26 protein-coding genes are annotated in these 25,877 nt (G+C 39.1%); 10 read left to right on the top strand and 16 right to left on the bottom strand.

Features of this window, described 5'->3' with window-relative positions; translation table 11 throughout:
* Positions 1-15 precede the first annotated feature (15 nt).
* The 4 genes from tssM to ASC84_RS21375 are packed head-to-tail and all read left to right on the top strand — an operon-like array spanning position 16 to position 5,986.
* Positions 16-3,918, top strand: coding sequence for a type VI secretion system membrane subunit TssM (gene tssM / locus ASC84_RS21360; RefSeq protein WP_171252568.1), 3,903 nt, complete (start codon positions 16-18; stop codon positions 3,916-3,918).
* Between the two features lie 34 nt (positions 3,919-3,952).
* The gene (gene tagF / locus ASC84_RS21365; RefSeq protein WP_004723551.1) at positions 3,953-4,912 is read left to right on the top strand and encodes a type VI secretion system-associated protein TagF; all 960 of its coding nucleotides are present in this window, start codon (positions 3,953-3,955) and stop codon (positions 4,910-4,912) included.
* Positions 4,905-5,681, top strand: a complete 777-nt coding sequence (locus tag ASC84_RS21370) for an OmpA family protein (RefSeq protein ID WP_004723550.1) — start codon at positions 4,905-4,907, stop codon at positions 5,679-5,681. The genes tagF and ASC84_RS21370 overlap by 8 nt, the downstream gene beginning before the upstream one ends.
* 38 nt (positions 5,682-5,719) lie before the next feature.
* Positions 5,720-5,986, top strand: coding sequence for a PAAR domain-containing protein (locus tag ASC84_RS21375; protein ID WP_004723549.1), 267 nt, complete (start codon positions 5,720-5,722; stop codon positions 5,984-5,986).
* 225 nt (positions 5,987-6,211) lie between these two features.
* On the opposite strand, the gene ASC84_RS21380 is transcribed toward ASC84_RS21375, so the two are convergent.
* Positions 6,212-6,754, bottom strand: a complete 543-nt coding sequence (locus ASC84_RS21380) for an NADPH-dependent FMN reductase (protein WP_004723548.1) — start codon at positions 6,752-6,754, stop codon at positions 6,212-6,214.
* Between the two features lie 158 nt (positions 6,755-6,912).
* Between ASC84_RS21380 and ASC84_RS21385 the strand changes: the two genes are divergently transcribed.
* Entirely contained in the window at positions 6,913-7,479 is a 567-nt protein-coding gene (locus ASC84_RS21385) for a 5'-nucleosidase (protein WP_056518232.1), read from the top strand.
* A 103-nt stretch (positions 7,480-7,582) separates the two neighbouring features.
* Here ASC84_RS21385 and ASC84_RS21390 read toward each other — a convergent pair whose 3' ends face one another.
* The 14 genes from ASC84_RS21390 to ubiG all read right to left on the bottom strand — a co-directional run bounded on the left by ASC84_RS21390 (position 7,583) and on the right by ubiG (position 20,408).
* A complete protein-coding gene (locus ASC84_RS21390; RefSeq protein ID WP_016539535.1) occupies positions 7,583-8,197 on the bottom strand; it encodes a TetR/AcrR family transcriptional regulator in 615 nt (204 codons plus the stop codon).
* Between the two features lie 791 nt (positions 8,198-8,988).
* Positions 8,989-9,786, bottom strand: coding sequence for an ATP-binding cassette domain-containing protein (locus tag ASC84_RS21395; RefSeq protein ID WP_056518234.1), 798 nt, complete (start codon positions 9,784-9,786; stop codon positions 8,989-8,991).
* Between the two features lie 9 nt (positions 9,787-9,795).
* Entirely contained in the window at positions 9,796-10,617 is an 822-nt protein-coding gene (gene ssuC / locus ASC84_RS21400) for an aliphatic sulfonate ABC transporter permease SsuC (protein WP_004723544.1), read from the bottom strand.
* Positions 10,614-11,783 (bottom strand): FMNH2-dependent alkanesulfonate monooxygenase, encoded by a 1,170-nt coding sequence (gene ssuD / locus ASC84_RS21405; RefSeq protein ID WP_004823601.1) that lies wholly within the window; start codon positions 11,781-11,783, stop codon positions 10,614-10,616. Before ssuD ends, ssuC begins: the two co-directional genes overlap by 4 nt.
* A gap of 22 nt (positions 11,784-11,805) precedes the next feature.
* Complete coding sequence (locus ASC84_RS21410; protein ID WP_085942780.1) at positions 11,806-12,738, bottom strand: sulfonate ABC transporter substrate-binding protein; 933 nt, start codon at positions 12,736-12,738, stop codon at positions 11,806-11,808.
* A 94-nt stretch (positions 12,739-12,832) separates the two neighbouring features.
* Positions 12,833-13,792, bottom strand: coding sequence for a sulfonate ABC transporter substrate-binding protein (locus ASC84_RS21415; protein ID WP_056518237.1), 960 nt, complete (start codon positions 13,790-13,792; stop codon positions 12,833-12,835).
* Positions 13,793-14,127: 335 nt separating this feature from the next.
* Complete coding sequence (argA, locus tag ASC84_RS21420; RefSeq protein WP_056518239.1) at positions 14,128-15,483, bottom strand: amino-acid N-acetyltransferase; 1,356 nt, start codon at positions 15,481-15,483, stop codon at positions 14,128-14,130.
* A 420-nt stretch (positions 15,484-15,903) separates the two neighbouring features.
* Complete coding sequence (locus ASC84_RS21425) at positions 15,904-16,266, bottom strand: RcnB family protein (protein WP_056518240.1); 363 nt, start codon at positions 16,264-16,266, stop codon at positions 15,904-15,906.
* A 192-nt stretch (positions 16,267-16,458) separates the two neighbouring features.
* A complete protein-coding gene (locus ASC84_RS21430) occupies positions 16,459-16,755 on the bottom strand; it encodes an RcnB family protein (protein WP_056518242.1) in 297 nt (98 codons plus the stop codon).
* A 206-nt stretch (positions 16,756-16,961) separates the two neighbouring features.
* Positions 16,962-17,363 carry an RcnB family protein gene (locus tag ASC84_RS21435; protein WP_004723537.1) on the bottom strand — a complete coding sequence of 134 codons (402 nt, stop codon included), beginning with the start codon at positions 17,361-17,363 and terminating at the stop codon, positions 16,962-16,964.
* A 281-nt stretch (positions 17,364-17,644) separates the two neighbouring features.
* The gene (locus tag ASC84_RS22995) at positions 17,645-17,800 is read right to left on the bottom strand and encodes a hypothetical protein (RefSeq protein ID WP_004723536.1); all 156 of its coding nucleotides are present in this window, start codon (positions 17,798-17,800) and stop codon (positions 17,645-17,647) included.
* Positions 17,801-18,015: 215 nt separating this feature from the next.
* Positions 18,016-18,762, bottom strand: coding sequence for a YciK family oxidoreductase (locus ASC84_RS21440; protein ID WP_004723535.1), 747 nt, complete (start codon positions 18,760-18,762; stop codon positions 18,016-18,018).
* Positions 18,763-19,023: 261 nt separating this feature from the next.
* Positions 19,024-19,698 carry an HAD family hydrolase gene (locus ASC84_RS21445; RefSeq protein ID WP_171066919.1) on the bottom strand — a complete coding sequence of 225 codons (675 nt, stop codon included), beginning with the start codon at positions 19,696-19,698 and terminating at the stop codon, positions 19,024-19,026.
* Positions 19,695-20,408, bottom strand: coding sequence for a bifunctional 2-polyprenyl-6-hydroxyphenol methylase/3-demethylubiquinol 3-O-methyltransferase UbiG (ubiG, locus tag ASC84_RS21450; RefSeq protein WP_004723533.1), 714 nt, complete (start codon positions 20,406-20,408; stop codon positions 19,695-19,697). Before ubiG ends, ASC84_RS21445 begins: the two co-directional genes overlap by 4 nt.
* Before the next feature lie 229 nt (positions 20,409-20,637).
* Between ubiG and ASC84_RS21455 the strand changes: the two genes are divergently transcribed.
* Positions 20,638-21,255, top strand: a complete 618-nt coding sequence (locus tag ASC84_RS21455) for a thiol:disulfide interchange protein DsbA/DsbL (protein ID WP_004723532.1) — start codon at positions 20,638-20,640, stop codon at positions 21,253-21,255.
* A gap of 80 nt (positions 21,256-21,335) precedes the next feature.
* Here the strand turns inward: ASC84_RS21455 and ASC84_RS21460 are convergent, their stop codons facing one another.
* The gene (locus ASC84_RS21460; RefSeq protein ID WP_056518244.1) at positions 21,336-21,980 is read right to left on the bottom strand and encodes a TetR family transcriptional regulator; all 645 of its coding nucleotides are present in this window, start codon (positions 21,978-21,980) and stop codon (positions 21,336-21,338) included.
* Positions 21,981-22,154: 174 nt separating this feature from the next.
* Here ASC84_RS21460 and ASC84_RS21465 point away from each other — a divergent pair, with 174 nt between their 5' ends.
* The 4 genes from ASC84_RS21465 to ASC84_RS23530 all read left to right on the top strand — a co-directional run bounded on the left by ASC84_RS21465 (position 22,155) and on the right by ASC84_RS23530 (position 25,865).
* A complete protein-coding gene (locus ASC84_RS21465) occupies positions 22,155-23,177 on the top strand; it encodes a ferredoxin reductase (RefSeq protein ID WP_056518247.1) in 1,023 nt (340 codons plus the stop codon).
* 125 nt (positions 23,178-23,302) lie between these two features.
* A complete protein-coding gene (locus tag ASC84_RS21470) occupies positions 23,303-24,436 on the top strand; it encodes an acyl-CoA desaturase (protein ID WP_171066952.1) in 1,134 nt (377 codons plus the stop codon).
* A 364-nt stretch (positions 24,437-24,800) separates the two neighbouring features.
* Positions 24,801-25,517: a ribonuclease PH gene (gene rph / locus ASC84_RS21475; RefSeq protein ID WP_004723527.1), complete on the top strand. Its 717-nt coding sequence runs from the start codon at positions 24,801-24,803 to the stop codon at positions 25,515-25,517.
* 219 nt (positions 25,518-25,736) lie between these two features.
* The gene (locus ASC84_RS23530) at positions 25,737-25,865 is read left to right on the top strand and encodes a hypothetical protein (protein ID WP_262087376.1); all 129 of its coding nucleotides are present in this window, start codon (positions 25,737-25,739) and stop codon (positions 25,863-25,865) included.
* Positions 25,866-25,877: the final 12 nt, after the last annotated feature.

A 25,877-nucleotide genomic window follows, 5' to 3' on the forward strand; every position in this document is an offset into this window, starting at 1 on the left:
GAAATAGAGAAAATGATACAAACAATTTTAAGCTATGCATGGCAGTACATCACAAATCCGAAACTGGTGATTGCGCTTTCGATTCTGGTTGCGCTCGTTTCTTCATATAGTGTAGTGCCGCGTCAGTACTTCTTTATGATGGTTGCAGCTTACATTCTTGGATTGGTGATTTACGGCATCTACTGGTTGATCCAGCGCCGTAAACATGCAGAACAAGGTGAAGCATTGGCTGAAGCGATTCAACAAGACACCACTGCTGAATATGGAAAACAAAAAGATAAAGAAGAATTAAATCTGATCAATCAGCAGATGAAAGATTCGATCCAATTGATTCGTAAGTCTAAATTGGGTGATAAAAGTGGTAACGCAGCACTCTATGAGTTGCCTTGGTATATGGTGATTGGTAACCCTGCTGCGGGAAAAAGCTCGGCAATTTACCATTCTGGACTAAAATTTCCCTTTGAAGAGACCCATCAAAAAGTGGTGTCTTCAGGACTCAGTGGTACCCGAAACTGCGATTGGTTTTTCTCAACAGAAGGCGTATTGCTGGATACAGCTGGTCGATACTCTGTGTATTCTGAAGACCATTCAGAATGGTTAGGCTTTTTAAATATTCTGAAAAAGAACCGCTCTAAAGCGCCGATCAATGGCTTAATTGTGATTGTTAGTGTGGCTGAGTTGGTCAGTCAAAGCCCTGAAAAATCGATCAAATTGGCGAAAAGTTTAAGAGCGCGTATTCAAGACTTAACTGAACGTTTAGAAATTTTTGCACCTGTTTATTTGGTCTTTTCTAAAATGGATTTGATTGCAGGATTCACTGAATTTTTTGAATGTTATGAATCCGCTGAGTTTGATCAAGTGTGGGGTGCGACTTTACCTTATGACTCTGAATCATCACAGAATGCTGTAGAACATTTCGAGAAGCACTACAATATTTTATATGATGGATTAAAAGGGGTCAGTACCACCCATTTAAGTCGCCGTCATGCGCAAAATATTTCACCAAGTGTGATGACTTTCCCACTTGAATTTAAGACTTTAAAACCTGTATTAAAAACGTTTATTGGTACTTTATTTGAAGAAAATCCGTATCAGTTTAAACCAGTCTTCCGTGGCTTTTACTTTACCAGTGCTTTACAAGAGGGCGTGATAGAAAGCCCGATGACGGAACAAATTGTTGATGATTTTCAGCTGACTAAAATCCCCAATAGCGAACATGGTATTCCACAAAATTCAATTTCTCAGAATCATGGCTATTTCTTAAAAGGGCTATTCTCAGAAGTCATTCTCAAAGATAAAAACTTAGTTAAACAACATATTAACCCGACCACAAAACGTAAACGTTATTTGGCGTTTATTGCATCATTATTGGGTGTTTCCATCATTTTAGGTCTATGGGTATGGTCTTATCGTAATAATCAACAATTGATTGCAGATGTTCAGGCCGATTTAAATAAAGTTGTGCAAATGGAGCAAACTTCGGGTCAAGAGCTCTCTACCCAAATCGATGCTTTACTGATTTTGCAACAACGTTTAGAGCAATTGGATGATTTTGATCAGCATCGCCCGTTGAAGTTTTCGTTTGGTCTATATCAAGGCAATGACTTAAAAGAAAAATTAAAAGCTGAATATTTAAAAGGTGTGAAACAGATTGTTTTAGCGCCGAGTCAGCAAAACATTGCACAATATTTACAACGTGTAAAAGGCAATGAGCAGACGCTTAAGCAAAATCATGTCAATGTAGAAATTAAACAAGCGTCTTCGACACAGATTGCATCAGAACCTTCTGATACCAATCCACAAGATGCCTACAATGCGTTAAAAGCCTATTTGATGATGAGTAATCCACAATATATGGATGCGAGTCATTTAAGTGACCAAGTCACTCGTTTCTGGCGTTCATGGTTAGACACCAATCGTGGGCAAATGCCACGTGGCGAAATGATTCAAAAAGCTGAAAAAATATTGAGCTATTCAATGACTTTAGCCAATGATAAAAAGTTTCCAGTGTTAGAGTCTGATGCGCAATTGGTCGATCAAACCCGTCAAGTGTTGCTCTCTGTAGTACGTGGAATGCCAGCACGTGATCGCGTTTATAATGAAATTAAAATGCGCGCGGCTGTTCGATTCCCTGCGGTGACGGTGGCGCAAATTGTCGGTGAAACCAATCGTAATGTCATGCTCGGTGGTTATGCATTGCCTGGTATATTTACCCAAAAAGCATGGGATGAATATGTCGATAAAGCTATTGAAGAAGCTGCGAATAAGCCAACAGATACCAAAGATTGGGTGTTGAATAGTACCCAGTCAGATGATTTAACTTTTAGTGGTAGTCCTGACCAAATTCGTAAACAGTTAACTCAGTTGTATAAGCAAGAATATATTGCTGAATGGAAGAAGTTTATTAATGCTACCCATTATGCAAAAGGTGCTGATTTTGTTCAGCAAGCCAAGGTCATGGATGTGTTGGGTGAGCCACAAAACTCTCCAATCCGTACCTATATTGACCGTGTTGCAAAAGAAACCAGTTGGGATAATCCAGTCGTTCAAGCTGAATTGGCTGCACCACAAACTGGCTTTATTGCTTGGTTTAAGCGTAAAGTTTTAGGTCAAGGTAAAACGGATGATATCCAACGTGCATCGAATCAAGCACAAGGGCAGATTTCTCAACAATTCCAAGTATTCTACCAATTGGTCCGTAAACGTGATGATTTACAGAACAAATCACTGTTGGATGATTATTTACAGAATATGGCGCAAGTCAGAAGTAAGTTGAATGATCTACGCAGTGCAGGTGACTTTGGTCCAAGTGCTTTGGCCTTAGCTAAACTGACCATTAACGATCAAAGTTCAGTTTTCAACACCACTCAAAAAGTCGTCGATGAAAAATTGACGGTTGGTTTGGGTGAGTTGGATCAGCAAATGGTTCAAAAATTGTTGGTGAGTCCATTAACGCAATCTTTTGACAGTTTGTTGACCCCAGCACAGGACGAAATTAATAAACTTTGGACCTTGCAGGCTTTCCAACCATTTAGCCAAACACTTTCGCAAAAAGTTCCATTTAACTCTTCTGGAACCATTCAAGCGACCAGTAGTGAAATTAGCCAAATTTTTGGTGATAACGGCAGCATTTCTAAATTTGTAAAAGAAACCCTTGATCCATTCGTTATTCGTCGTGGTTATACGTTGTCATCGAAGACATGGAAAAACATGGGTATTGGTTTAAATCCCGAATTCGTCATGAATTTTGAGCAATATACTACCCCAATTAATGGTGCTTCTGCGGGAGCATCAGGTGGTGCTCCAGTTGCAGCCAATCAGTCAAATTTCCAATTCTATCCAATCCCTAACAATAAATTATTGTCCTATACCATTGATATTGATGGGCAGCGCTTGGTTTATGAAAATGGCATCCAACAATGGGTTAACTTCATGTGGCCAAATCCTGGTGCAATACCGGGAGCACGCATTACTGCAATCGATTTAGATGGGCAAACCCATACCATATTTGATGAGCCGGGTGAATACGGGATCAATAAATTAATTGATAGCGCACAACGTAAGTCATTGAATGGAAGCTTTGAAATGACATGGGCAAGCAAACAAAACAGTGATTTGTTTGTGAAACTTCAATTCCGTTTAATTAGTGGTAATGCTTCAAATCCAATTGGTTCTAATCGTGGCTATGTTGGATTAAAACTGGTTGATCGAGTCACAAGTCCTAAAGCACCATTGGTTGTTGCAGCACAGGCAGCGCCTGTTACCGTAAGTGCAAACTCACCAGCAGCTTCACCATTTGGCGGTGCGACTGCACCGACAGCAGCTGCACCTAAGCCTCAGACAACCGCACCAGCAAGCCCAACTGCGGCACCTGCTGGCAATGCGGCAAATGCTGCCGGAAAAGGAGTGGCTCAATGATTCAAGGGAACGATTTGACGCGAGGGATTAAAGTATGCAAACGATAAAGTCTACACCGTTGTATTATGGAAAATGTCCCGCACGTGGTGATTTTCTGAAAACAAAAGGGCAATATTCATTGATTCAAGTGATTGATCAATGGATTACGGAAGCTTTAGAGCTTGCAATGCGAGAAGAAAATTTTAATCAAGCTTATGAATCATTAGCACCTTTAGACTTCTTTATCGCAAACCCTAAGGAAAGAATGTTTCTTGCGGCAAATATGGTGACCAGTGAAGACAGTTCTGGTCGTCAATTTCCAATGGTTTTAAGCCAGTTATTAGAAGTTGATCACCCCTTTCAAAACTTACTCTATGCGCCGTTTAAATATAAACCGGTATTGATTGATTTATTTCAAAAAAATCGAAGCATCCGAACCATTCGTGATCCTGAAGTATTGATCAATAAGCTGGGTGAAATTGATCGTGAAATACAGGTTCTACCTGAATTAAAAACGCAGGACTTTTTTGAAAATCATACCATGCATTCATTTGCACAAATGATGAAGATCACGCCTTATGAATTGGCACAAAGTATGTTGGGTTTGGGCTTATTACTACAGCCGGTGCTTAAACACGGTACCAGTAAGTTATCTAAGGTGCTTATTTTACCGATTAATAATCATAATTATTGCTATGAAATTGCTGCCTTTTGGGTCAACTTAATCGGACGCTTTTTAGAAAAAAGTAATACAGAGATCTTGATTGGTATTCTTCACCAGGAGTCTCCAATTTTATTATTTGGATTCCAAGGGGCAGATATCACGGCTTTGAGTAATATTTTCACTCAAAATATGCAAAATGATCATTGGGTGTCTTTGGTCAAACCGTTATGGATTGATGCCTATTTGGAACAGAATGCAGGTCTAGCAGCACTAGAACAGTCTTTATGTGAACGTCAATTGAGTCTGGTTCAAGGCATGAAAATTTTTAGACAAACATTTATAGATGAATAATGATATGAAAAATAAACAAGTCAAAATATTGAAAAAATTTGCGCTTATTTCTAGCTTATTTTGTTCATTCAATGTGTTTGCTGCCCCGATTGTAGTTGAAGGTGCTGTGCCAAATGACATGACCAAACAAGCAATCTTGGCGAAATTAAAAGCGGTTTATGGTGATGATCAAGTTGTTGATAAAATCCAAATTCGAGCCGTATCCGCACCGAATGGCTGGAGTGATTCGGTTACTCGTGTGATTACCCCAGATTTAAAGAAGATTAGCCAAGGTAAGCTCTCTGTACGAGGCACGCAAGTTGAATTGGTTGGGAAAATGGGTGTGCAAACTGATATTCAGCCAACCACCAGTTTATTCCAATCCTTAGTTCAACCACCTTATCGATTTAATTCTCAAATTTCAGTGAATGCTGCTGAGCAATCTGTGATTGATAATGCCCTAAAAAATCGAATTATTGAGTTTGAATCTGGCAAAGCTGTACTTACCGCAACAGGTACACAAATCTTAGACGAGATGGTGGTTGCATTAAATAAAGTCCAAGGTAAAAATGTTAAAATTGTGGGGCATACTGACAGCCAAGGTAATCCACAGAAGAATCAGGATTTGAGTTTGCAACGTGCTGAAGCGGTGAAGCAATACTTAACTACGAAAGGCATTGCACCGACTCGTTTAAGCACAGCTGGTCTGGGTTCAACCAAACCTGTTGCTGATAATGCAACTGAAGATGGGCGTAAAAAGAACCGCCGTATTGAGTTCGATGTTTTATAAATTTTTATTCAATAACAAAACAATAAAAGGTAGGCACTATGGCACTTCCATATATCACGTTAGGGTCACCCACGACAGGTGGTGGAAAAATTATTTCTGCTCAGTCTTCTTTTCTGATTGATGGTAAAGCGATTGCGTGTGTAGGGGATAAGGCGACCTGTCCCAAGCATAAATGTGTCGCCAGCATTGTTGCAGGTGATAATCATATGTTGGTGATGGGGAAGCCCGCTGCTCAGCATAATTCACCTTTATCTTGCGGATGTAAATGTATTGGTGATCAGTCATTAACAGTTGGGCAAAATTAAAAAGTCCAAGTTATAAAAAAGCCCCATCATCCTGACGGGGCTTTTTCGTATTGGTTCGCTAGGTAAACTCCTGTTCTACCTCACTTCCTGATGTACAGACTGATTATTATTGTTTTATGTCTGGGAAACTTCCTGTTCCCTATGACTATAGAATAGGGGATTTGCTTCAACTTCCCTAGCCGTCAATGCATGCAAGTGATGTAAGCTAAAGCGTACAATGTGATTTTAGACATTGGCATATTGGATGAGTTTGTTTACCACAGATTTGACTGCTTTATTATCAAACTCATTTCCCTCAAAGGTTTCACTCTTACCACGTTGTCCAATATCTCGCAGTTCAATGACAGCATTAGAGTCAATCATGCCAATAAAAGCACAGACTTGTTTGATTTGATCAATTGAACGTGAACCGTTGGTACCGCCATAACTGACAAAAGCCGAAGGTTTGCTCTGCCATTCTTTATAAACGAAGTCGATGGCATTTTTCAGTACAGGACTATAGCCGTGATTGTATTCTGGTGTAATGAAAATAAACGCATCTCCAGAAGCAACTTTTTTCGCCCATTCTTGCTGTTTAGGCTGATCATAGATTCCTGAGGCGGGTGAGTTTTTTCCGGCAAAGAAAGGTAAATCCCATTCTTTTAAATCTACAATTTCAACATTGAGGGTACTGAAGTCGAGTTTTTGGATTTCTTTAAGTAACCATTCTGCGACTTTAATCGCAACACGACCTTCTCGAATACTGCCCACGATGATTTGGATATTCATTTATTTTCATCTCTATTTTTCTATTAAAACATTATGCGCAATCAAGGTCATAGGTACAGTAGTGATTTGTATATGATTTTAAAATTTTGAGTTAACAATAAGATTGATCAGGATTTGAATTTCCATTCTAATAAGGAAAATTTTAATTTTGAATAGATATGAAAGACGACATTGCACTGATTATGGCTTTACCCAATGAATCTAAAGGGTTATTTGAACAAGCAGGTATCACTGTCCACTATAGCGGGATTGGCAAGATTAATGCAGCCTATACGGCATTCGATGTTATTCAAAAAACCGGCTGTAAAACCATACTGAATTTAGGTAGTGCAGGAAGTTCTTTCTTCGATGCCCATGAGTTGATTGAAGTAAAAACTTTTGTGCAACGTGATATGGATGTTTCCCCACTCGGTTTTGATGTGGGCGTTACGCCAATGGATGAGCATTTTCCAGGCGAAATTCATTTAGAATCGTATTTTCCACATTTAGCGCAGGGTGTTTGTGGTACAGGGGATAGTTTTGAAACAGGACAACCCAAAGTGAGCTGTAACTTGGTCGATATGGAAGGCTATGCACTGGCTAAAGTCTGTAAAAAATTAGATGTGCGTTTAGTTTCGATTAAATACATTACAGATGGTGCAAATGACACCGCACATTTAGATTGGGAAGATAATTTATTATTGGGTGCACAAAAGTTGTTAAAACTATATCAGTCTATTTATTAAAGACTTAGTTTGTTTGAGTATTATATAAAGTTTAAAATTGAGTCTTGGCGACCATAGAACTCTATGGCCGTTTGCCAAAATAACCAATAAGTATATTGGATGATTAATTGCGCGGTAACACACCATATAAAGTCATATGGATTGTATGTTCAATTGCGCGTTGACACATACTTTTATTACGCAAAGTTTTACCAGTCACCATTTCAATTTGAGTACTAAAGTCTGCATAATTTTGAGTCAATGCCCAAATATTAATAATCAGCAATTCAGCATCGATTTGATCTGATATTTTACCTTGCGCCTGCCAGTTTAAAATCACTTTAGCTTTGCGTTTAAAGAGCTTTTTAAGCGGGCCTTTGAGGATCGGTAAAATATGTGGTGCGCCTTGAATCACTTCTAACGCGAAAAGTTTTGAAGCTTTAGGCTGAGTTCTAGAGATTTCAATTTTGGTCATGATGTAATGTGACAAAGCTTCTGTCGGTTCCAATTCTGACTCAAGCGACTGCAACGGTGCTAACCATTTCTGCATAACTGTCGTTAGCACTTCAACATATAAGGCTTCTTTATTTTCATAGTAGTAGAAAATATTGGATTTATGCATATCTGCTAATTGAGCGATTTCATCTAGACTTGCGCCGTTGAAACCATAGACAGAAAATACGTCAAGTGCAGCATTGAGCAGCTGCTGGCGTTTTTGAGCACTCTTTTTTTGTTCCATCGCATCTTTAATCGAAAAACTGATTATTAAATTGTACGGTAAAATGTTTGATTTGTGCACAGAAAGCAGCATTATTTTGGTATATTTCTGATAAATAATGATGAAGTTTTATTATTAAGTCGATCGTAGATCCCTATTATCTAATTTTGCACTAAACTGGAGCAAATCTTATTTTAAAATTCTGTCAGTTATGACTTAATATTTAAATTTTGTGACATTTTTTAGTATAAGGTTAATTTTTGAGTTAATTTAAAAATTAGATAATCTTAAATAGCATGATTTAATTTTCATTTAAGAAAACTGACTTGCTTTAAAATACCCAGCTCATTTTTAATCAATAGAAACAGTTGAAAACTTAAACATATTTGTGACAGCGAACATTTTCTATCCGATCAAAACGACTAAATATTCGATTTAATTATTCAAGATCAGCAACATGGTTCCGCAAGGTTGGGGTCTGCTAACAATTCGTCTAAGTTTGCGACTACGTGTGATTTTTAGGCGATACTAGGCGCGAAATACGAAATTTAGTCATTCTAAATAAGTAGTTCGTAACGACGTAGCGACAAAAAACACACTAGTCCCGAAGGGTTGTGGCTAAAATTATCTCAGCCTGTGTTATGAAACTCGAAAATAGTCTCGCTATTCTCTTCGTTTCATGCCTTGCCTGCTCAATTTTAACCTACAACGCAAACCATTTATGAAATGTCAGCAGACCCTAATATGTAAAGACAAAAATATTCTGCTCGACAATACCTTGCGTTGCCAACAAAAGCGTATTTTGTTGCTGTTCATGTCGCAAGCACAGCACTGAGTACCTGTTGTTCAAGTTTGGCAAATGCTACACCTTTTTGACGTGGACGTGGTAAATCGACTTGAAACTGTTGCGCAATATGTCCTTTATCCAAAAGAATAATACGATCTGCGAGTTGAACTGCTTCACTAACATCATGGGTAACCAGAATGGTGGTAAAGCCTTGTTCTAACCATAACTTTTCAATTAAATTCTGCATTTCTAGTCGCGTCAATGCATCTAAAGCACCTAAAGGTTCATCCAGTAATAAGACTCGTGGTGTATGTGACAAAGCACGAGCAAGCGCCGTTCGTTGACGTTGTCCACCAGAAAGCTGTGATGGCCAAAGTCCAGATTTCTCCTTTAATCCGACCTTTTCTAATAATTCCTCAGCTTTAGAAAATTGGTTTTTGGCTAGACCCAATTGCACATTTTTTAGAATACTTTTCCATGGCAATAAGCGTGGATCTTGGAACATCACCCGAATATCATCTGCAATAATCCCTTCACGGAAATTTAATAAGGATTTAAATTTGATTTCACCATAACTGGGTTGTTCTAAATCGGCAATTAAACGCAGTAGGGTACTTTTACCACAACCACTACGTCCCACAATTGCAACGAATTCACCAGCTTCAATGTTTAAATCTAAGTCCTCAAGAACTTTAACTTCGCCATAATATTTATGCAGTTGTTCGATCGAAATTTCTGCACCAATTTTTACTTGTTGTTCTTCAACAATCTCGGTTGGTGCCACCAAGTCATTGGCATATTGGCTAATGCTTAAATCGGTCATATCAGACTCCTATTTTTGATAACCTGCGTGCCAACGCAATAGGTATTTTTCTAAAAATTGTGCAAATACATCGGCAAGTTTGCCTAAAAGGGCATACAGCAAGATACCTACTAGCACGATATCTGTTTGTAAAAATTCACGCGCATTCATGGTCATATAACCAATTCCAGATTGTGCGGAAATTGTTTCTGCCACAATCAGCAGTACCCAAACCAACCCCAGTGAAAAGCGTAAACCCACTAAAATTGAAGGCATTGCGCCCGGTAAAATAATGTCTTTATACAATTGCCATCTGCTTAACCCATAGCTTTTTCCCATTTCAATCAATTGAGGATCAACTGAACGAATCCCATGATAGGTATTGATGTAGATCGGGAAAAACACACCGACAGCAACTAAAAAGAGTTTTGCAGACTCATCAATTCCAAACCATAAAATAACCAATGGAATCAGCGCCAATGCTGGAATATTTCGGATCATTTGCAAGGTGGTATCCAATAAGTTGGATGCAACTTTTGATGAACCATTAAGCAGTCCCAAAAATAGACCGAGCCCACCACCAACTAAGAGGCCAAGTAGCGCGCGACCAGCACTGACTTTGACGTGCTGCCAAAGCTCACCGCTGACTAAAAGTGTCCAAAACGCAGAGACTACCGCTGTCGGTGCAGGTAAAACACGGCTTTCAAGCAATCCTGTTTTAGACGCAATTTGCCAAATGACAATCAGTAAAATCGGCACAATCCAAGGCAGCAAACGCTGCCCAATTTGTTTCGTTCCACGTGAAACGGCAGTACTTTTGGCTGGAGCAGCATTGTTAATTAAGGCATTCATGCAGGCTCCTGTAATGGTTTCTTATTTTCTTCAGGGGTGTAATTATTGGCAACGATTTCGCCAAATGGTCCAGTCAAATTAGGTTGCGTGAGTTTCTTGCGTGTTTCCAACGGCAGTAATGGGAATACCAGTTCAGCAAAGCGAATAGATTCTTCCAAATGTGGGTAGCCTGAGAAAATAAAGGTATTGATGCCTAAATCTGCATATTCTTGAATACGATCTGCAACAGTCTGTGGATCACCGACCAAAGCCGTACCTGCACCACCACGAACGAGTCCAACTCCTGCCCAAAGATTTGGTGATACTTCAAGCTTACTACGATCACCATTATGTAGCTCAGCCATACGGCGCTGACCGACGGAATCCATTTGTTTAAATTTTTTCTGTGCAGCGGCGATCGTCGCATCATCTACATATTGGATCAGTTCATTGGCAGCTTGCCATGCTTGTTCATTGGTCTCACGAACAATGACATGTAAACGAATACCATAATTAAGTTGACGACCTTTGGCATCGGCTTTCGCTTTCACTACTGCAATTTTTTCTTTGACTGCAGCAGGTGGTTCGCCCCAAGTCAAATAGGTATCAACTTGCTCAGCAGCCAATTCAATCGCATCTTCAGAAGAGCCCCCAAACCAGAGTGGTGGGTATGGTGCTTGAATCGGTGGATAAAGCAACTTGGCCTCATCTACACTTAGACGTTCGCCATGGAAGGTAAATGATTCACCTGTATGTGAACGTTTTAAAATTTCACGCCAAATCGTGGTGTATTCAGCTGCTGTTTTATAACGTGAAGCATGGTCTTCGTATACCCCATCACCTTTCAGTTCTTGCTCATCGCCGCCTGTAACGAGGTTGAGTAAAACCCGTCCATTGGATAGACGATCAAAAGTTGCAGCCATACGTGCCGCGAGTGCAGGCGTTGTTACACCTGGACGTAACGCAACCAAGAATTTTAAATTTTTAGTCGCATCAATCAGGCTCGCAGCAGTAATCCATGGATCTTCACATGAACGTCCCGTGGGAATGAGTACACCTTCATAGCCCAAATTATCCACAGCTACAGCAATTTGTTTCATATAAGCATGGTCAACTTGGCGAGCACCTTTGCTTGTACCTAAATAACGACTGTCACCGTGAGTAGGAATAAACCAGAAGATTTTCATTTCATTCATCCTTAGAAAAATATTATTTCGCCGTCCAAACGGCTTGTTTGATATCAATGCTGTTTGGAATAATTTTGAGTTCGCTAAAACGATTGGCCAGTTGTTGCTGATCTGCAATTACTTTTGCTGAAAGCGGTGCTGCACCCGAAGGTCTTGGGCGTCGCTCAATAAAAGTTTGACTAACTTTCGGTTTTAAACCAGTGCTTTGCCCGATGGCTTGCGCTGTTGCGACACGATTGGCTTGTACCCATTTATCAGCAGTATTAATTTGCTGGATAATGCCTTTAACTGCTTGAGGATATTTCTTTACAAAATCTGGCGATGCTAAATAGAAGGTATAATTCGGACTTAAACCCTGCCCTGAGGCGAGGATACGCGCTTGATCTTCGACTTGAGCAGAAGCAAAGAATGGGTCCCAAATCGCCCAAGCGTCGACAGCACCTTTTTGAAATGCAGCACGGGCATCAGCAGGGGTTAACCAAATCGGTTGAATGTCTGACCATTGCAAACCAGCTTTACGGACAGCTTGTACCAATAAATAATGCGCACTTGAGCCTTTTTGCAACGCAATACGTTTACCTTTCAACTCATTCAGTTTGGTGATTTTTGAATCTTTAGGCACTAAAATTGCCGAAGCCAACGGCTTGGCTGCTTCATAGGCAATGTAGTACAGCGGTTTATTCGCGGCTTGGGCATATACTGGCGGGGTATCGCCAGTGACACCAACATCCAGAGAACCTACAGCAAGGGCTTCTAAAATTTGAGGGCCCGCAGGGAATTCATTCCAAGTGATTTTGGCATTTGGGAATTCTTTCTCATACAACTTTTGTTGTTTGGCGATTGCAAAATTAATAGAACTTTTTTGAAAGCCAATACGTAATTCTTTTACCGTTGGATCGATTGCCCACACAGAGGCTGAACCCAGCATTGCGCTACAGATCAACATCGTGGTCATGGCATGAGTCGTTGCATTGAACCATGAGGCTGTGTTTTGTTGTGCGATTTGCTGGGTCATATTAATGTCCTCTTTAACGGCGTTGTTGGCGAAATTAATTCGCTAAAACAGCTGCTTGAATGTTGATTTTATTGGGAATGAGTTTTTGTTGATAAAAAGCATCTGCGACAGCTTGCTGTTTCTTTACCACATCGTTAGAAATTGGAGTCACACCAAAACCCATACGAGAAATTGAGGTATTCAAAATATCAAGCGGTAAGCCTGTCGGTTTTTCTAAGAGTTTTGCCGCATCGGTTTGATGTTGAGACACCCACTGCGTTGTCGTATTCAGTTCATTGACCACAATTTTTAAAACATCGGGATGTTGTTCAGCAAACTTACGATCAGCCAAATAGAATTGGTGGTTATTGACCAAGTTTTGACCTGTCGCAATGACTTTGGCATTGAGTTGTTTTTCAGCAGCAGCAAAGAACGGATCCCAAATGACCCAAGCATCTACAGCACCTTTTTCAAAGGCAGCACGTGCATCAGCTGGTGGTAGATAGACCACTTGAATATCATCAAGTTTTAAATGATTTGCTTCTAAAACTTTGAGTAAAAGATAATGTACATTTGAACCTTTATTCAAAACTACACGCTTACCTTTTAAATCTTGGACTGATTGAATGGCTGAATCTTTCGGCACAATTAAGGCTTCAGCCAAAGGTGCAGCAGGTTGATTGGCAACATAGACCAGATTTGAGTTTGCAGCTTGGGCGAAAATAGGCGGTGCTTCCCCAGATTCACCAAAGGCCACACTACCGACATTTAAACCTTCTAGCAGTTGAGGACCAGCAGGGAATTCAACCCATTTCACATTTACCCCTTTTTCCTTTAGGGCTTTATCTAAGTCGCCACGTGCTTTGATAATGGGCAAGACCCCATATTGTTGAAAACCGATATTTAAGGTTGTGGTTTCTTGTGGTTTTGAGCATCCAGTAAGCATCATGATGGTGGCAAGGCTAGCACTAATAAGGGTGATTTTTTTCCACGAAGGTTGAAATAAGCTCGCCATGAGTCACGATGCTCCTATAAAGTCAGAAAAAGGCATGAGCATCAGCTTAAAAGGCTTTGTATTTTCAAAAAAATAAGTTTTTAGTGATTGCTAATGAAAAAAACAGATAAATAATTAACTGCTAAGCTTAGCTGTAAATGAGAAATATAAAGTGGATATTCTATAAAAATATAATGTTATAAGAATTTGAAAATTATGATGTTATTTGTATTATTCAATCACCATATATAGATTCCACTCTCAAGAATAAGAAAATATTCTGCTTGATGGAATCTATAGCGATAAGCTTAGCAGCAAATGTGATAATTGATTGAGAATAAAAAAATTCATCAATTTTAAGCAATTGATTTTTTAAAGACCATCGAATTACGTTGATAGTTATACAGCGCTTGTCGGGCTTCGGGTAAATCATCAACATTGGCCAGTTCAAATCCATGCTCTAAGAACCAGTGTGCGGTTCGCGTGGTTAATACAAACAGTTGTTGAATACCCAATTGACGTGCATTTTCTTCTAGGAAATGCAAAATTTGGCTACCACGATTAGATTTGCGATAGCTTGGGTGTACAGCTACACAAGCAATTTCGGCCGATTGCACTTCATTGTCTGTTGATGGAATCGGGTAGAGCGCAGCACAGGCGAGAATTGTTCCATCTCGCTCAATGACGGCAAACTTTTCGATTTCATTTTCTAAACGTTCGCGTGAGCGATAGACTAAAATACCTTCATCTTCCAAAGGGCGTAGTAGATTAATCAAACCGCCAACATCACCAATATTTGCCATACGAACTTCTTCATAATGAGCATCTGTGATCATGGTGCCATGTCCATCACGGGTGAAGAGCTCTTTAATCAATGCACCATCATCGCTATAGGAAAGCAGATGAACGCGATTTACGCCTTTAAGTGAGGCTTCTTTTGCATTGTGCAAATGCAAAGCGATTTCAAAATTTGAATCTTGGTATTTTTCAATATGCTTATCGAGTTGCTGTGGGGTAATTTCACGTCTCAATTGCCCATATTCATCCATTAAGCCCTGTTGATTGCCTAAAAAAATCAATTTATCGGCTTTGATATGAATGGCCGTTTTTGTCGCAACTTCTTCTGCAAGCAAGTTAAATACTTCACCCGTGGTGGAATACCCTGTAGGGCCAAGTAACACAATATTTTGATTGCCTAAATGGCGTTGAATGGCTTCAGTATCAATCGTGCGAACTTCGCCAGTGAGTTGGAAATCGACACCATCACGAATGCCATACGGCTTTGCTGTGACAAAATTACCTGAGACCACATCAATACGTGCGCCAAACATAGGTGAATTGGCAAGCCCCATAGACAATAATGCTTCGATTTGTAGACGAATCGAACCAACGGCACTCATAACACAAGGCAGCGATTCACGTGTGGTGACACGACGGTTGATATGGATCGGGCTTTGAATTTTATTGTGAAGCAAGTTGGCCGTAATTTGCGGGCGGGCGCCGTGGACTAAAATGAGTCGTATGCCCAATGAATGCAGTAGCGCAATATCATGAATAATATGCTGAAAATTTTCATGTTCAACAGCTTCACCACCAAACATCAATACAAAAGTTTTACCACGATGGGCATTGATATAGGGTGCAGAGTGACGAAACCAATGCACGTATTCTTGCGTTGTGCTTTGTATTGTTTCTAAACTGTCGGTTTGCATGCCTATCTCAGTATTGATGATTGCGATACAGCGATTCTAAACAAAAATAGTGCAAGAATAATAGTCAAAATAAAAAAAGCACTCGAACGTGGGAGGACGAGTGCAAAAGGGTCATATGAGTGTTGCGATTCACATTGGATTATTGAGTTAAAAACCAAATATTTTAAGGATTACTGTTCATTGAAATTACACAAGTTAATCTTTTCATTTTGAACAATTTAATGAGGATATTTGTCTTTCCTAACTAACTCAATAATTAACCAGTTCAGATTCAATCTAATCGTAAAATATAGAGAAACTATGGAGATATAAATGAAAGTATGTAGTTTATTTATTTGCCTAATCAATTAGATTTTAATCATATTCTCAAAATGTGAAAAAACCCAAGCTGAGTTGGGTTTAAAAGTTAAAATATTGACATTAACCAATCACACGAATAATACGATTATTTCGCTCATTTACCAGCACATAATCACCATTTACTTTATACCATTGCTGATATCTTCCAGGTTTAGGTAACTGACGGTAGTTTTTATAATTGACATGATAACGCGAAGAATTGAATTGAGTCGGGAAGTATTGCCCTGAGCGCCAGCGCTGACTCGAATTTACTCGGTTGTCATAATGGTTGTTGTTATTCCAACGATTGTAATGTTTATGATCCCAATGGCTTTGTTGATAGCGATTGTGATCATTTCGATGATAATCATGCGGTGCAGCCATCGCAGACGTTGCAATCAGTGCACTCATCGATAAAGCCAGTGTCGTTAAGATATTTTTCATTTGATTCACCTGAATTGAACTTTTGTCCTTTGATGTAATTAAATTACTCAATAATTTGAGATAAACGGTGAGCAAGATTTAGGTGAATTGTGAAATGTATGAAGACTTGATGAAGAGACCCATTGAGGTTTTTCTTTTCATAAATAAAAAAGCCCAAAAAGAATTTGGGCTGTAAATATCGTAGTTTGGATATTATCGAATCACACGGATAATATGGTGGTTGCGTTCATTAACCAGTACATAACGGCCATCTACTTTATACCAGCGTTCAAACTTAGCCGGTTGATGCAGTTTTTTATATGTACGATAATCATTCACATAATAGCGATTGTCATGATAACGATCAGGTAAAATGACACCTTCTCGCCATTCAAATTTTTCATGTGATGCAACAGGGCGATGATTTTGACCATGATCCCAGTCAGCCATTGCTGAAGTAGCAACTAAGGCACTGAGTGATAGTGTGATTGCGCTTAGAACTTTTCTCATTTGAATCGACCTTTTCAGACGGATGCTTTATCCGATTATTCAAATTACACTTTAAGTTAAGATAAAAAATGGAGAAATATCATCTAATTGTCAATTTTATGGAGATTTATGGAATTTTTTAAAAACAGATTGGAATGATGAAATTTAGACAAAAAAAAGCTCAAACAAAAAGGTGTTTGAGCCTATGAAACCAAAATATTTAAAAACTACATCCCTCGGATATTCACAATATTATTATTGTCTGAGTCGACCAAGATATAGTCATTGTTGATCTTATACCATTGTTGATTACGTGAAGGCTTTGGAAGATTTTCATCTTTATAATCAACTTTGTAACTATTACCACGATAATGTTGTGGCATTACATAACCCATTTGCCATTTGTGCTGTTGCAAACGTTTTACACCACGTTCTTCACGTTCACGACGTTGTTCTTGAATGTTGTCATCATCATTACCACGATCACGATGATTGCGTCCACGATCTCCACGTTCGCTTTTGCCACGATCAAAACCATTGTCATTGTCAAAATGAGGACCTGCACTGCTGATCTGAGCCGTCAACAGCGTTGATAAAGAGATGGCGATGATCGCTAAAATCTTTTTCATAATCGTCCTCGCTTATTCAATATGTTTATTTTGACCTCACTACTGTACTGCTAAATTGCAGAGAAACTGTGAAGAAAGTTCAGTTTTTCATTTAAAATGACAGACATAATAAAAACATATTTCTGTAAAAGTGAAAAGAGTTATTGCAAAGCTTTGAGCTGTAATGCATCGCAGCAAATTTTTTTAAGCGGAATGTGTGACTAAAAAATGTAAATATTTATGAAAATAAACTTGTATGCAGGCTTAGAGAGATGACCCCACTATAAATTGAGCCTGAATGATTAATACCACTGCTGATTCATCTCCTTTAAATAATTGATTGCTTTGATCATCTCTTTAGCTTGATGAGCATCATCTAAGGCCTGAATAAACTGATTTGGAAGCTGTAATTGTTCGATAGAACGAATCATCTCTACTTTATGTTTTAAATCTTTCATAAAAAAACGCCTCAAATTGATCTGCTTAACTTGAGTAACACTATAGAGGAAGCGTTATGATTTAAGAAACTGAATAAAGTTATAGTTTTTATTGGGTAAAGCGATTTCGATGTGGGCTTTTATTAAATTTTTATTTTGACTCTGTGATCAATATTTTAAATGACAGTATCTCTTATGATTTTCTCCACGCTTCGAAAAGCGCGGAGAAACAGACCCTAATCTTGTGCGTCGATACTCTCACCATTCAACGCAAGGCTATCATCTCCCATGAGGTAGAGATAAGCAGGCATGATGGCTTCAGGTGATGGTAAAACCTTTGGATCCTCATCAGGATAGGCTTTGGCACGCATAGCGGTACGGGTCCCACCTGGGTTGATACAGTTATAACGAATATTTGGATAAGTATTTTCTTTAGCAAATATTTTACTGACCGCTTCAATCGCAATCTTTGAAACCGAGTAAGCGCCCCATTGCGCACGTGCTTCACGTCCTACACCAGAGCTGGCGAAAACGACTGATGCATTTTCTGATTTTTCCAGTAAAGGCAGTAATTCTTGGGTGAGCACAAAGGGTGCACGTAAATTCACCGCCATGACATCATCCCAGACCTCTTCTGGATAATGTGCCAACTCAACACGCTCTCCTAAGATTCCGGCATTATGCAAAATACCATCTAAGCGGCCAAATTGTTGCTCTAGAGTATCGACGAGCAGTTCATAGTCACGTGAAGAGGCAGTAGAAAGCTGCAAAGGAAGAATGGCAGGTTGCGGGGCACCAAGTGATTCAATTTCATCATAAATGACTTCAAGTTTATTGAGCGTGCGACCATGTAACACGACTGTTGCGCCGTGTAAGGCGTAGCTGAGCGCAGCTGCACGTCCAATACCGTCTCCCGCACCCGTAATAAGGATAATTTTATCCTTCAATAAATCTGGGCGAGGTTGATATTCTGAATACTTCATGGGAGACCTCCTATAGTTGTTATGATGTCCTTTAGGCTTTGGACGCAATGTCGTTACCCGATCAAACAATGTTTCTCATCATTTAGAATGATTAAATTTTATATGTCTTACTTTGCAGTGTTGGAAAAGTACTGCTTCTCGTAAAGCGAGTCGAAGTGCCAACAGCGCTATCTTCTATATAAAAACATTGAAACATCATATTCAAGATGTTTCAGTGTTATTTATCATGTTGTTGGGTAAATTGAATGATTTTCTTGAACTTTAACTATTCACAAGTTTTCGAATAACTTGATGTAATTCATCGACATTCTCTACGATACAGTCGGCTTGCCAAGCATTTAAATCATCTTTGTACTGTAATGGTAAATAACCATATGCTGCGAGGATTGTATACATTTGCGCATTACGTCCTGCATCAATATCGCGCGGATGATCACCCACATAAATACATTGTTCAGGTGCAATCTCAATTTGCTTTGCCGCCAGATACATTGGCTCAGGATCTGGTTTGGTCTGAGCGACATCTTCAGGACAGACCAGAACAGCGCAACGTTGTGTGAGGTTCAATGCGTTCAATAATGATTCACTTAACCAACGTGGTTTATTGGTCACAATACCCCAAGGGATCTGTTGGCTTTCTAACTCTGCCAAAAGTGGATACATACCAGCAAACAGGTCTGTGTCTACAGCAATGTCATCACCATACTGATCTAAAAAGCGTTGGCGATGCGCTAAAAAGACTGGATCATCCACTTCGAGTTCAGGATAAACCAGTTTTACCATTGCACGTGCGCCCTCAGAAACCTGAGTACGGATCAAATCCGCATCAACCACTGCACGTCCTTCTTCTCGACACATATTTTGAATAATACGGATAAAATCCGCAGCCGTATCAATCAGTGTTCCGTCTAAATCAAAAAGAACAGCGTGCATCAAACACCTTCATTCACAGTATAAACCATGTAATTCACATCAACATTGGGCGCAAGCCAGTAATGCTTTGTGAGTGGGTTGTAGTGTAAGCCAGTCATATCTTTAAGTTTTAAACCTGAGTTACGAATGTCATCTGCAAGTTCAGACGGTTTAATAAATTTATGATAATCATGGGTGCCTTTTTTCAATAAACGTAATACATATTCCGCACCAATAATTGCGAATAAATAAGACTTAGGATTACGGTTAATTGTTGAGAAAAACACATGACCATTTGGTTTAACTAACTTTTGACACGCTTGGATGATGGATGCTGGGTCAGGAACATGTTCTAGCATTTCCATACATGTAACAATATCGTATTGTCCTGCTTGCTCTTCTGCGAGTTGTTCCACAGGAACCTGGCGATATTCAATATTTTGAACATTTTCCTGTTCAGCGTGTAAGCGAGCTACATTCAATGGCGCTGCCCCCATATCGATACCTAAAACATCGGCACCACGACGCGCCATACTTTCAGCCAAAATCCCGCCGCCACAGCCCACATCAAGAATCTTTTTGCCTGTAAGACCATTGGCATGTTCATCAACCCAGTTTAAACGCAGTGGATTGATTTGATGTAAAGGTCTGAACTCAGAGTGTTGATCCCACCATAAAGCAGCAAGTGCTTCAAATTTAGCAATTTCCTGTGGATCAACATTAAGTTGCGACATGCCGGGCACCTCTAAGTAAATTGTTTTAATCAAAAATTAAGTTCAGTTATGCTAGTGTTTGTTAACACTTCGTCTATTTATGAAATATCAACAGACCCTAGTGTAACCATAAATCCAGAAAAAGCGATGAATCGTGTAAAAAACTTCACAGAAGGAAAACGATTTTCCCATATTTGTTTTATAGTGAATGCATAAGCTATACGAGATGACTACGAGGACAATAAAGTCAATGAAAAAATTTATTTTAGGTGGCATGACTGCCATGGTGATGGCGTTTTCTGTAAATGCCATGGCTGCCGATTTTGTTGCAGGTAAAGATTATACCGTGGTGCAAAACCCAGGAAAAGTTTCAGTTCCTGGTAAAATTGAAGTACGTGAGTTTTTTTGGTATGGATGCCCTCACTGCTTTACATTAGAACCGCATATGCAAGCGTGGTTAAAGAAGATCCCTAAAGATGTTAACTTTATCCGTACACCTGCAGCAATGAATCCATTATGGGAACAAGGTGCTCGTGCATATTATGTGAGTGAAGCATTGGGTGTACGTAAACGTACGCATTTGCCTTTATTCCATACCAATCATGCAGGTAATCAGCAAGTTCTACAAAAAGATGCTTTTGCTAAATTCTTTACTCAGTACGGTGTGCCTGAGGCGAAATTTAACAGTATGTATAGTTCTTTTGCGATCACTGCAAAAATTGCTGAATCAAATCAATTGGCACAACAGTACCAGCTTTCAGGGGTGCCTGCTGTTGTGGTAAATGGTAAATATGTGGTTCAAGGTGAAGATGGTAAAGTGACGCAAGTTGTTGACTATCTGATCAATAAAGAACGTAAAGCCAAATAAGCTTTGCTGTTTTTAAAACCCGCAATTGAATTGCGGGTTTTTTTATTGCTGGTGATATACAGACGAGTTTGGGAAATAAATTAAGCTCTATCTCGGTCCCAATTTTCGATGCCTTTAAAAATTAAGCGGATTTGCGTCACCGATTGTTTTTTAAGGACCATTTTTTGTAACTCAAGTTCGATGCCTGAGTATTGGCGAGATAAGTTAATCCATGACATTGCCCAAGTAAAAGATAAATTAATCAAAATATTGGTGATCACTTTTAAATCATTTTCATCATGAAAATTTGCGATAACTTCAAACTTCTTTAACGCGTTGGCAAGGTCATCGTTTAGGAAGTCAATTTCACGGGCGATGGCTTTACGCACAACTTCTGAACCACCCCAACGCTCCGCAATCATAAAAATCCATTGCTGCGAACTGCTGTCTACAGCCTCAAAAAACAGCGCCATGCTAGTTTTGGTTTTCGCTTCAGGATGCGCTAGGCCTTTGCCTAATTGATGCAAGACATTCTTTAAATAAAGCGCAACTTGATCCACCAGCTCTTTGCCCAACTCATCCATATCTTGGAAATGGCGATAAAACGCTGTCGGAACCAAACCAACTTCACGGGCAACTTCTCGCAAACTGATACTCGAAAATGAACGACCCGATGTGCTTAAGGTTAAAGCAGCATCAAGTAAAGCCTGACGGCTTTGCTGTTTTCGTTCATCGCGTATCGACATTCTGGTATCCAAAGATTTTTGTTGTGATGAGTCTATCAAAAATAAAAACAAATTAAACGACGAATGTCAGTGTACAGGTGTTGACTGAATTTAAAAAATGATTATAGTGTACATATGTTCACTAAAAGAACGTTTGTTCACTCAATAAATAGCAAGCACAAAGAGGAACGTCACATGAGTAGCTATATGCAGTATCAGCCAGAATGGGTTCGTGAGGATTTTGTCGATTTTATCGCTGAAAAAATCAATCCTGTTTGGGCTTGGAAAAAGGTAAAAGCCACGATTATTAAAACTCGTGCATTAAGCCCTGATTTTTATCAAATTCAATTACGTCCAAATCGTAATTTTAAGCATCATCAGTTTAAAGCGGGACAATCTGTTCTTGTAACTGTTGAAATTGCGGGTGTGCGTCAACAACGTAGTTACTCTGTGGTTAAATTTTTGAATAATGGCGATATGATCATTGCTGTAAAACAGCAGGGTAAAGTCTCCAATGCACTGAGCCAAATGGCTTTTGGTAGCATTGTTGAGTTGTCACAAGCTCAAGGTGATTTTGTTTTAGCTCAAGACGCGTCACCATTGTTATTGATTGCGTCAGGCAGTGGAATTACCGCAATCCATTCTTTGTTGCTTGAAGCACTTAAAGATTCAAATCGTTCAATTGATTTAATTTATTTTAGTCGTGATGAGGCTTTTCATACAGATCTAGAGCAGCTTTATCAGCAACACGCATTGTTAAATTATCACTATATTCACACCGCTCAACAAAAGCAGCATTTAACCATCGAGTTATTGCAAAGTTTGGTTCCTGATTTCCAACAGCGTCAAAGCTATGCGTGTGGTGCAAGTGCAATGATGCAAAGCATCAATCAAATTTTTCAAGATTTGAATATCACAGATCGTTTGAAACAAGAGTATTTCCAGATTGCGGTAGATGAAAGCTTAGAAGCACAACCGATTGTTTTTTTACGCTCACAACAAGAGTTTGTTGCGAAATCAAACCTACTTGAAAGTGCTGAACAAGCGGGATTAAAGCCAACTCATGGTTGTCGTATGGGGATTTGTAATACCTGTACTTGTACCAAAGTGAGTGGTTCTACCAAAAATATGCTGACAGGTGAAATTGACCATGCTTCAAATACACAGATCAAATTGTGTATCAGCCAAGCGATAAGCCCTGTGGTCATTAATCTGTAAATTAAAACAATCATTTAAATAAATTTAAACAACTTCTCGGTCTGTTGAACCTAGGCGTAGGAAGTTGTACCCAAAATTCAGCTAAGGCTTCTAAAAATGAAGCGCTGAGGAGCAAGACAATGAATATGTCAGTTACTTTTCCAAACAGTAAATCGAAACATTTAAACCCAGAACAAACCGCAGAATTTGGTCGCCGTGTTGATGAAATCCGTCGTGAAATCATGGACAGTTTAGGTGAACAAGATGCCAAGTATATTTATAAAATCCGTAATTTTGTCCGTTATAGTGAAATTGCTTCACGTGCTATGTTGATGTTTGGCGGATGGATTCCACCTGTTTGGGTGGTGGGTACGGGATTGCTGGGAATTTCTAAAATCGTAGAAAATATGGAGCTGGGTCATAATGTTATGCATGGTCAATTCGATTGGTTAAATGACCCAAGTTTGAATGGTGCAAACTACGACTGGGATACCATGGCAACAGGTGATGATTGGAAATACACACATAATTATGTGCATCACACCTATACCAATATTGTCGGTAAAGATCATGATGTGGGTTATGGTTTACTCCGTGTTAGTGAATCACAAAAATGGGAACCGCGCTTTTTGTTTAACATCCCTTTAGCGATTCAATTGATGGTGTTTTTTGAATGGTATGTTGGCTTACAAAATCTACATTTGGAAGATGCACTGATCTATAAAACAAAAACCTGGAAGCAGGTCTGGGCAGATGCGGCAAAATTTCGTAAAAAAGCCCGCCGTCAAATTCTAAAAGATTATGTGTTTTTTCCTGTGATTGCAGGCCCCAATGCTTTGCCAGTGTTAGCTGGGAATGCCATTGCCAATGTGATCCGCAGTTTGTGGTCTTCAGCGGTAATCTTTAATGGTCATTTCACTGAAGATGCAGAGACTTTTGAAGCAGATAATGTGGAAAATGAAACCCGTGCTGAATGGTATTTACGTCAGATTCGTGGTTCTAGTAATTTTACTGGAACAGACTGGTTGCATATTTTGAGTGGGAATTTAAGTCATCAGATTGAACATCATTTGTTCCCTGATATGCCAGCCAATCGTTATTCAGAAGCTGCTCCAAAAATTAGAGCTTTATGTGCAGAATATGGCATCAATTATAATGAAGCAGATTTCCTGAAACAATTTGGCAGTGTATGGGTGCGTTTAGCCAAATGCTCTTTGCCAAATAGTCTGACAGCAACCATTACTCAGTCTTTACAAAAGTTGAAGGGTATTTTTGCTTAAACAAAGTTTTTGCGATGTGTAAGCATTGGTGTTGCTAAGGTGTTTATCTCGCTTCATTCAACTGGTGCAATAGCTGTTGAAAATAGATCTCAATTGTTGTTAGAAGAACCTTATTGAGTTAAATAAGGTTCTTCTATTGCTTTTAATGCGATGTTTTAGATTCAGTGATTTTTAATTTTTTGGCTAAATTTCGAAAATTTTAAAACGTGGTTTGTATATCTATCTTTTTGTATAGACGTTTATTTAAGTCACCACATATAGATTTAGCGAGCAATTTCAAAAACCACCATCTTGTAACAAAACCATCTCTCTTGGATCTGTTATAATAAGTCGCAATATTTTTTGAATCCCATAAGGACAAGCTATGCGTATCGACCAACGTGCATTAGATCAATTACGTGAAGTTAAAATTACCCGTAACTACACCCGTTATGCGGAAGGTTCAGTATTGGTTGAATTTGGTCATACAAAAGTGCTGTGTACTGCAAGTATTGACAATTCAGTGCCACGTTTCTTAAAGGGTCAGGGCCAAGGTTGGGTGACTGCGGAATACGGTATGTTGCCACGTTCTACCCATACACGTAGCGACCGTGAAGCTGCTCGCGGTAAGCAATCTGGTCGTACTCAAGAAATTCAACGTTTGATTGGTCGTAGCTTACGTGCAATGGTGGATTTGAAAAAATTGGGTGAAAACACCATTACCATCGACTGCGATGTGATTCAGGCAGATGGTGGTACACGTACTGCTGCAATTACGGGTGCTGCGGTTGCATTAATTGATGCTATGAATGTACTTCTTGAGAAAAAGAAAATTAAGCATGATCCATTAAAAGGGCTTGTTGCTGCGATTTCTGTCGGCATGTATCAAGATGAAGTATTGCTTGATCTTTGCTATGAAGAAGATTCTAACTGTCAAACTGACTTGAATGTGGTGATGACTCAAGCAGGTGAGTTTATTGAAATTCAAGGGACTGCAGAAGAAAAACCATTTACACGCGCTCAGTCCAATGCAATGCTTGAAATGGCTGAAAAAGGTATTCAGGAATTGGTAAAAAAACAACAAGAAGCGCTTGGTTGGTAATTCTAAAATATTGATATATTTTTATAAACAAAACGCATCTTCGGATGCGTTTTTTATTGCATAAAATTGTTTTAACCTAAGTTGCTTATTTTTAAATTAAAACAAATATTTGATATTCATCATTTTTTAAAAAATATTCATCAAACTGCCATAAAAACTTCACTCTAGCGTCATACCAGTTGTATTGACTATCCCTACCTTTATTTCATGGATAGGACAATGCGAAATTTTTTGCTGATTTTAGTGACCAGTCTGAGTGTCTTACTCAGTGCTTGTAATGATGATAATGAAAGCTCAACGACGAATCCACAGCCACCCGCTGCTTGTAAAGTACATTGCGCACCATAATAAAAAATAAGG

Origin of the sequence: Acinetobacter sp. Root1280 (assembly GCF_001425285.1) — a bacterium.
GTDB lineage: Bacteria > Pseudomonadota > Gammaproteobacteria > Pseudomonadales > Moraxellaceae > Acinetobacter > Acinetobacter guillouiae.

Excerpts from the sequence above, each read along its gene's own strand:
- tagF (WP_004723551.1), top strand. The coding sequence starts at position 3,953 with ATGCAAACGATAAAGTCTACACCGTTGTATTATGGAAAATGTCCCGCA.
- ASC84_RS21370 (WP_004723550.1), top strand. The coding sequence starts at position 4,905 with ATGAATAATGATATGAAAAATAAACAAGTCAAAATATTGAAAAAATTT.
- ASC84_RS21375 (WP_004723549.1), top strand. The coding sequence starts at position 5,720 with ATGGCACTTCCATATATCACGTTAGGGTCACCCACGACAGGTGGTGGA.
- ASC84_RS21380 (WP_004723548.1), bottom strand. The coding sequence starts at position 6,754 with ATGAATATCCAAATCATCGTGGGCAGTATTCGAGAAGGTCGTGTTGCG.
- ASC84_RS21385 (WP_056518232.1), top strand. The coding sequence starts at position 6,913 with ATGAAAGACGACATTGCACTGATTATGGCTTTACCCAATGAATCTAAA.
- ASC84_RS21390 (WP_016539535.1), bottom strand. The coding sequence starts at position 8,197 with ATGGAACAAAAAAAGAGTGCTCAAAAACGCCAGCAGCTGCTCAATGCT.
- ASC84_RS21395 (WP_056518234.1), bottom strand. The coding sequence starts at position 9,786 with ATGACCGATTTAAGCATTAGCCAATATGCCAATGACTTGGTGGCACCA.
- ssuC (WP_004723544.1), bottom strand. The coding sequence starts at position 10,617 with ATGAATGCCTTAATTAACAATGCTGCTCCAGCCAAAAGTACTGCCGTT.
- ssuD (WP_004823601.1), bottom strand. The coding sequence starts at position 11,783 with ATGAAAATCTTCTGGTTTATTCCTACTCACGGTGACAGTCGTTATTTA.
- ASC84_RS21410 (WP_085942780.1), bottom strand. The coding sequence starts at position 12,738 with ATGACCACGATGTTGATCTGTAGCGCAATGCTGGGTTCAGCCTCTGTG.
- ASC84_RS21415 (WP_056518237.1), bottom strand. The coding sequence starts at position 13,792 with ATGGCGAGCTTATTTCAACCTTCGTGGAAAAAAATCACCCTTATTAGT.
- argA (WP_056518239.1), bottom strand. The coding sequence starts at position 15,483 with ATGCAAACCGACAGTTTAGAAACAATACAAAGCACAACGCAAGAATAC.
- ASC84_RS21425 (WP_056518240.1), bottom strand. The coding sequence starts at position 16,266 with ATGAAAAATATCTTAACGACACTGGCTTTATCGATGAGTGCACTGATT.
- ASC84_RS21430 (WP_056518242.1), bottom strand. The coding sequence starts at position 16,755 with ATGAGAAAAGTTCTAAGCGCAATCACACTATCACTCAGTGCCTTAGTT.
- ASC84_RS21435 (WP_004723537.1), bottom strand. The coding sequence starts at position 17,363 with ATGAAAAAGATTTTAGCGATCATCGCCATCTCTTTATCAACGCTGTTG.
- ASC84_RS22995 (WP_004723536.1), bottom strand. The coding sequence starts at position 17,800 with ATGAAAGATTTAAAACATAAAGTAGAGATGATTCGTTCTATCGAACAA.
- ASC84_RS21440 (WP_004723535.1), bottom strand. The coding sequence starts at position 18,762 with ATGAAGTATTCAGAATATCAACCTCGCCCAGATTTATTGAAGGATAAA.
- ubiG (WP_004723533.1), bottom strand. The coding sequence starts at position 20,408 with ATGTCGCAACTTAATGTTGATCCACAGGAAATTGCTAAATTTGAAGCA.
- ASC84_RS21455 (WP_004723532.1), top strand. The coding sequence starts at position 20,638 with ATGAAAAAATTTATTTTAGGTGGCATGACTGCCATGGTGATGGCGTTT.
- ASC84_RS21460 (WP_056518244.1), bottom strand. The coding sequence starts at position 21,980 with ATGTCGATACGCGATGAACGAAAACAGCAAAGCCGTCAGGCTTTACTT.
- ASC84_RS21465 (WP_056518247.1), top strand. The coding sequence starts at position 22,155 with ATGAGTAGCTATATGCAGTATCAGCCAGAATGGGTTCGTGAGGATTTT.
- ASC84_RS21470 (WP_171066952.1), top strand. The coding sequence starts at position 23,303 with ATGTCAGTTACTTTTCCAAACAGTAAATCGAAACATTTAAACCCAGAA.
- rph (WP_004723527.1), top strand. The coding sequence starts at position 24,801 with ATGCGTATCGACCAACGTGCATTAGATCAATTACGTGAAGTTAAAATT.
- ASC84_RS23530 (WP_262087376.1), top strand. The coding sequence starts at position 25,737 with ATGCGAAATTTTTTGCTGATTTTAGTGACCAGTCTGAGTGTCTTACTC.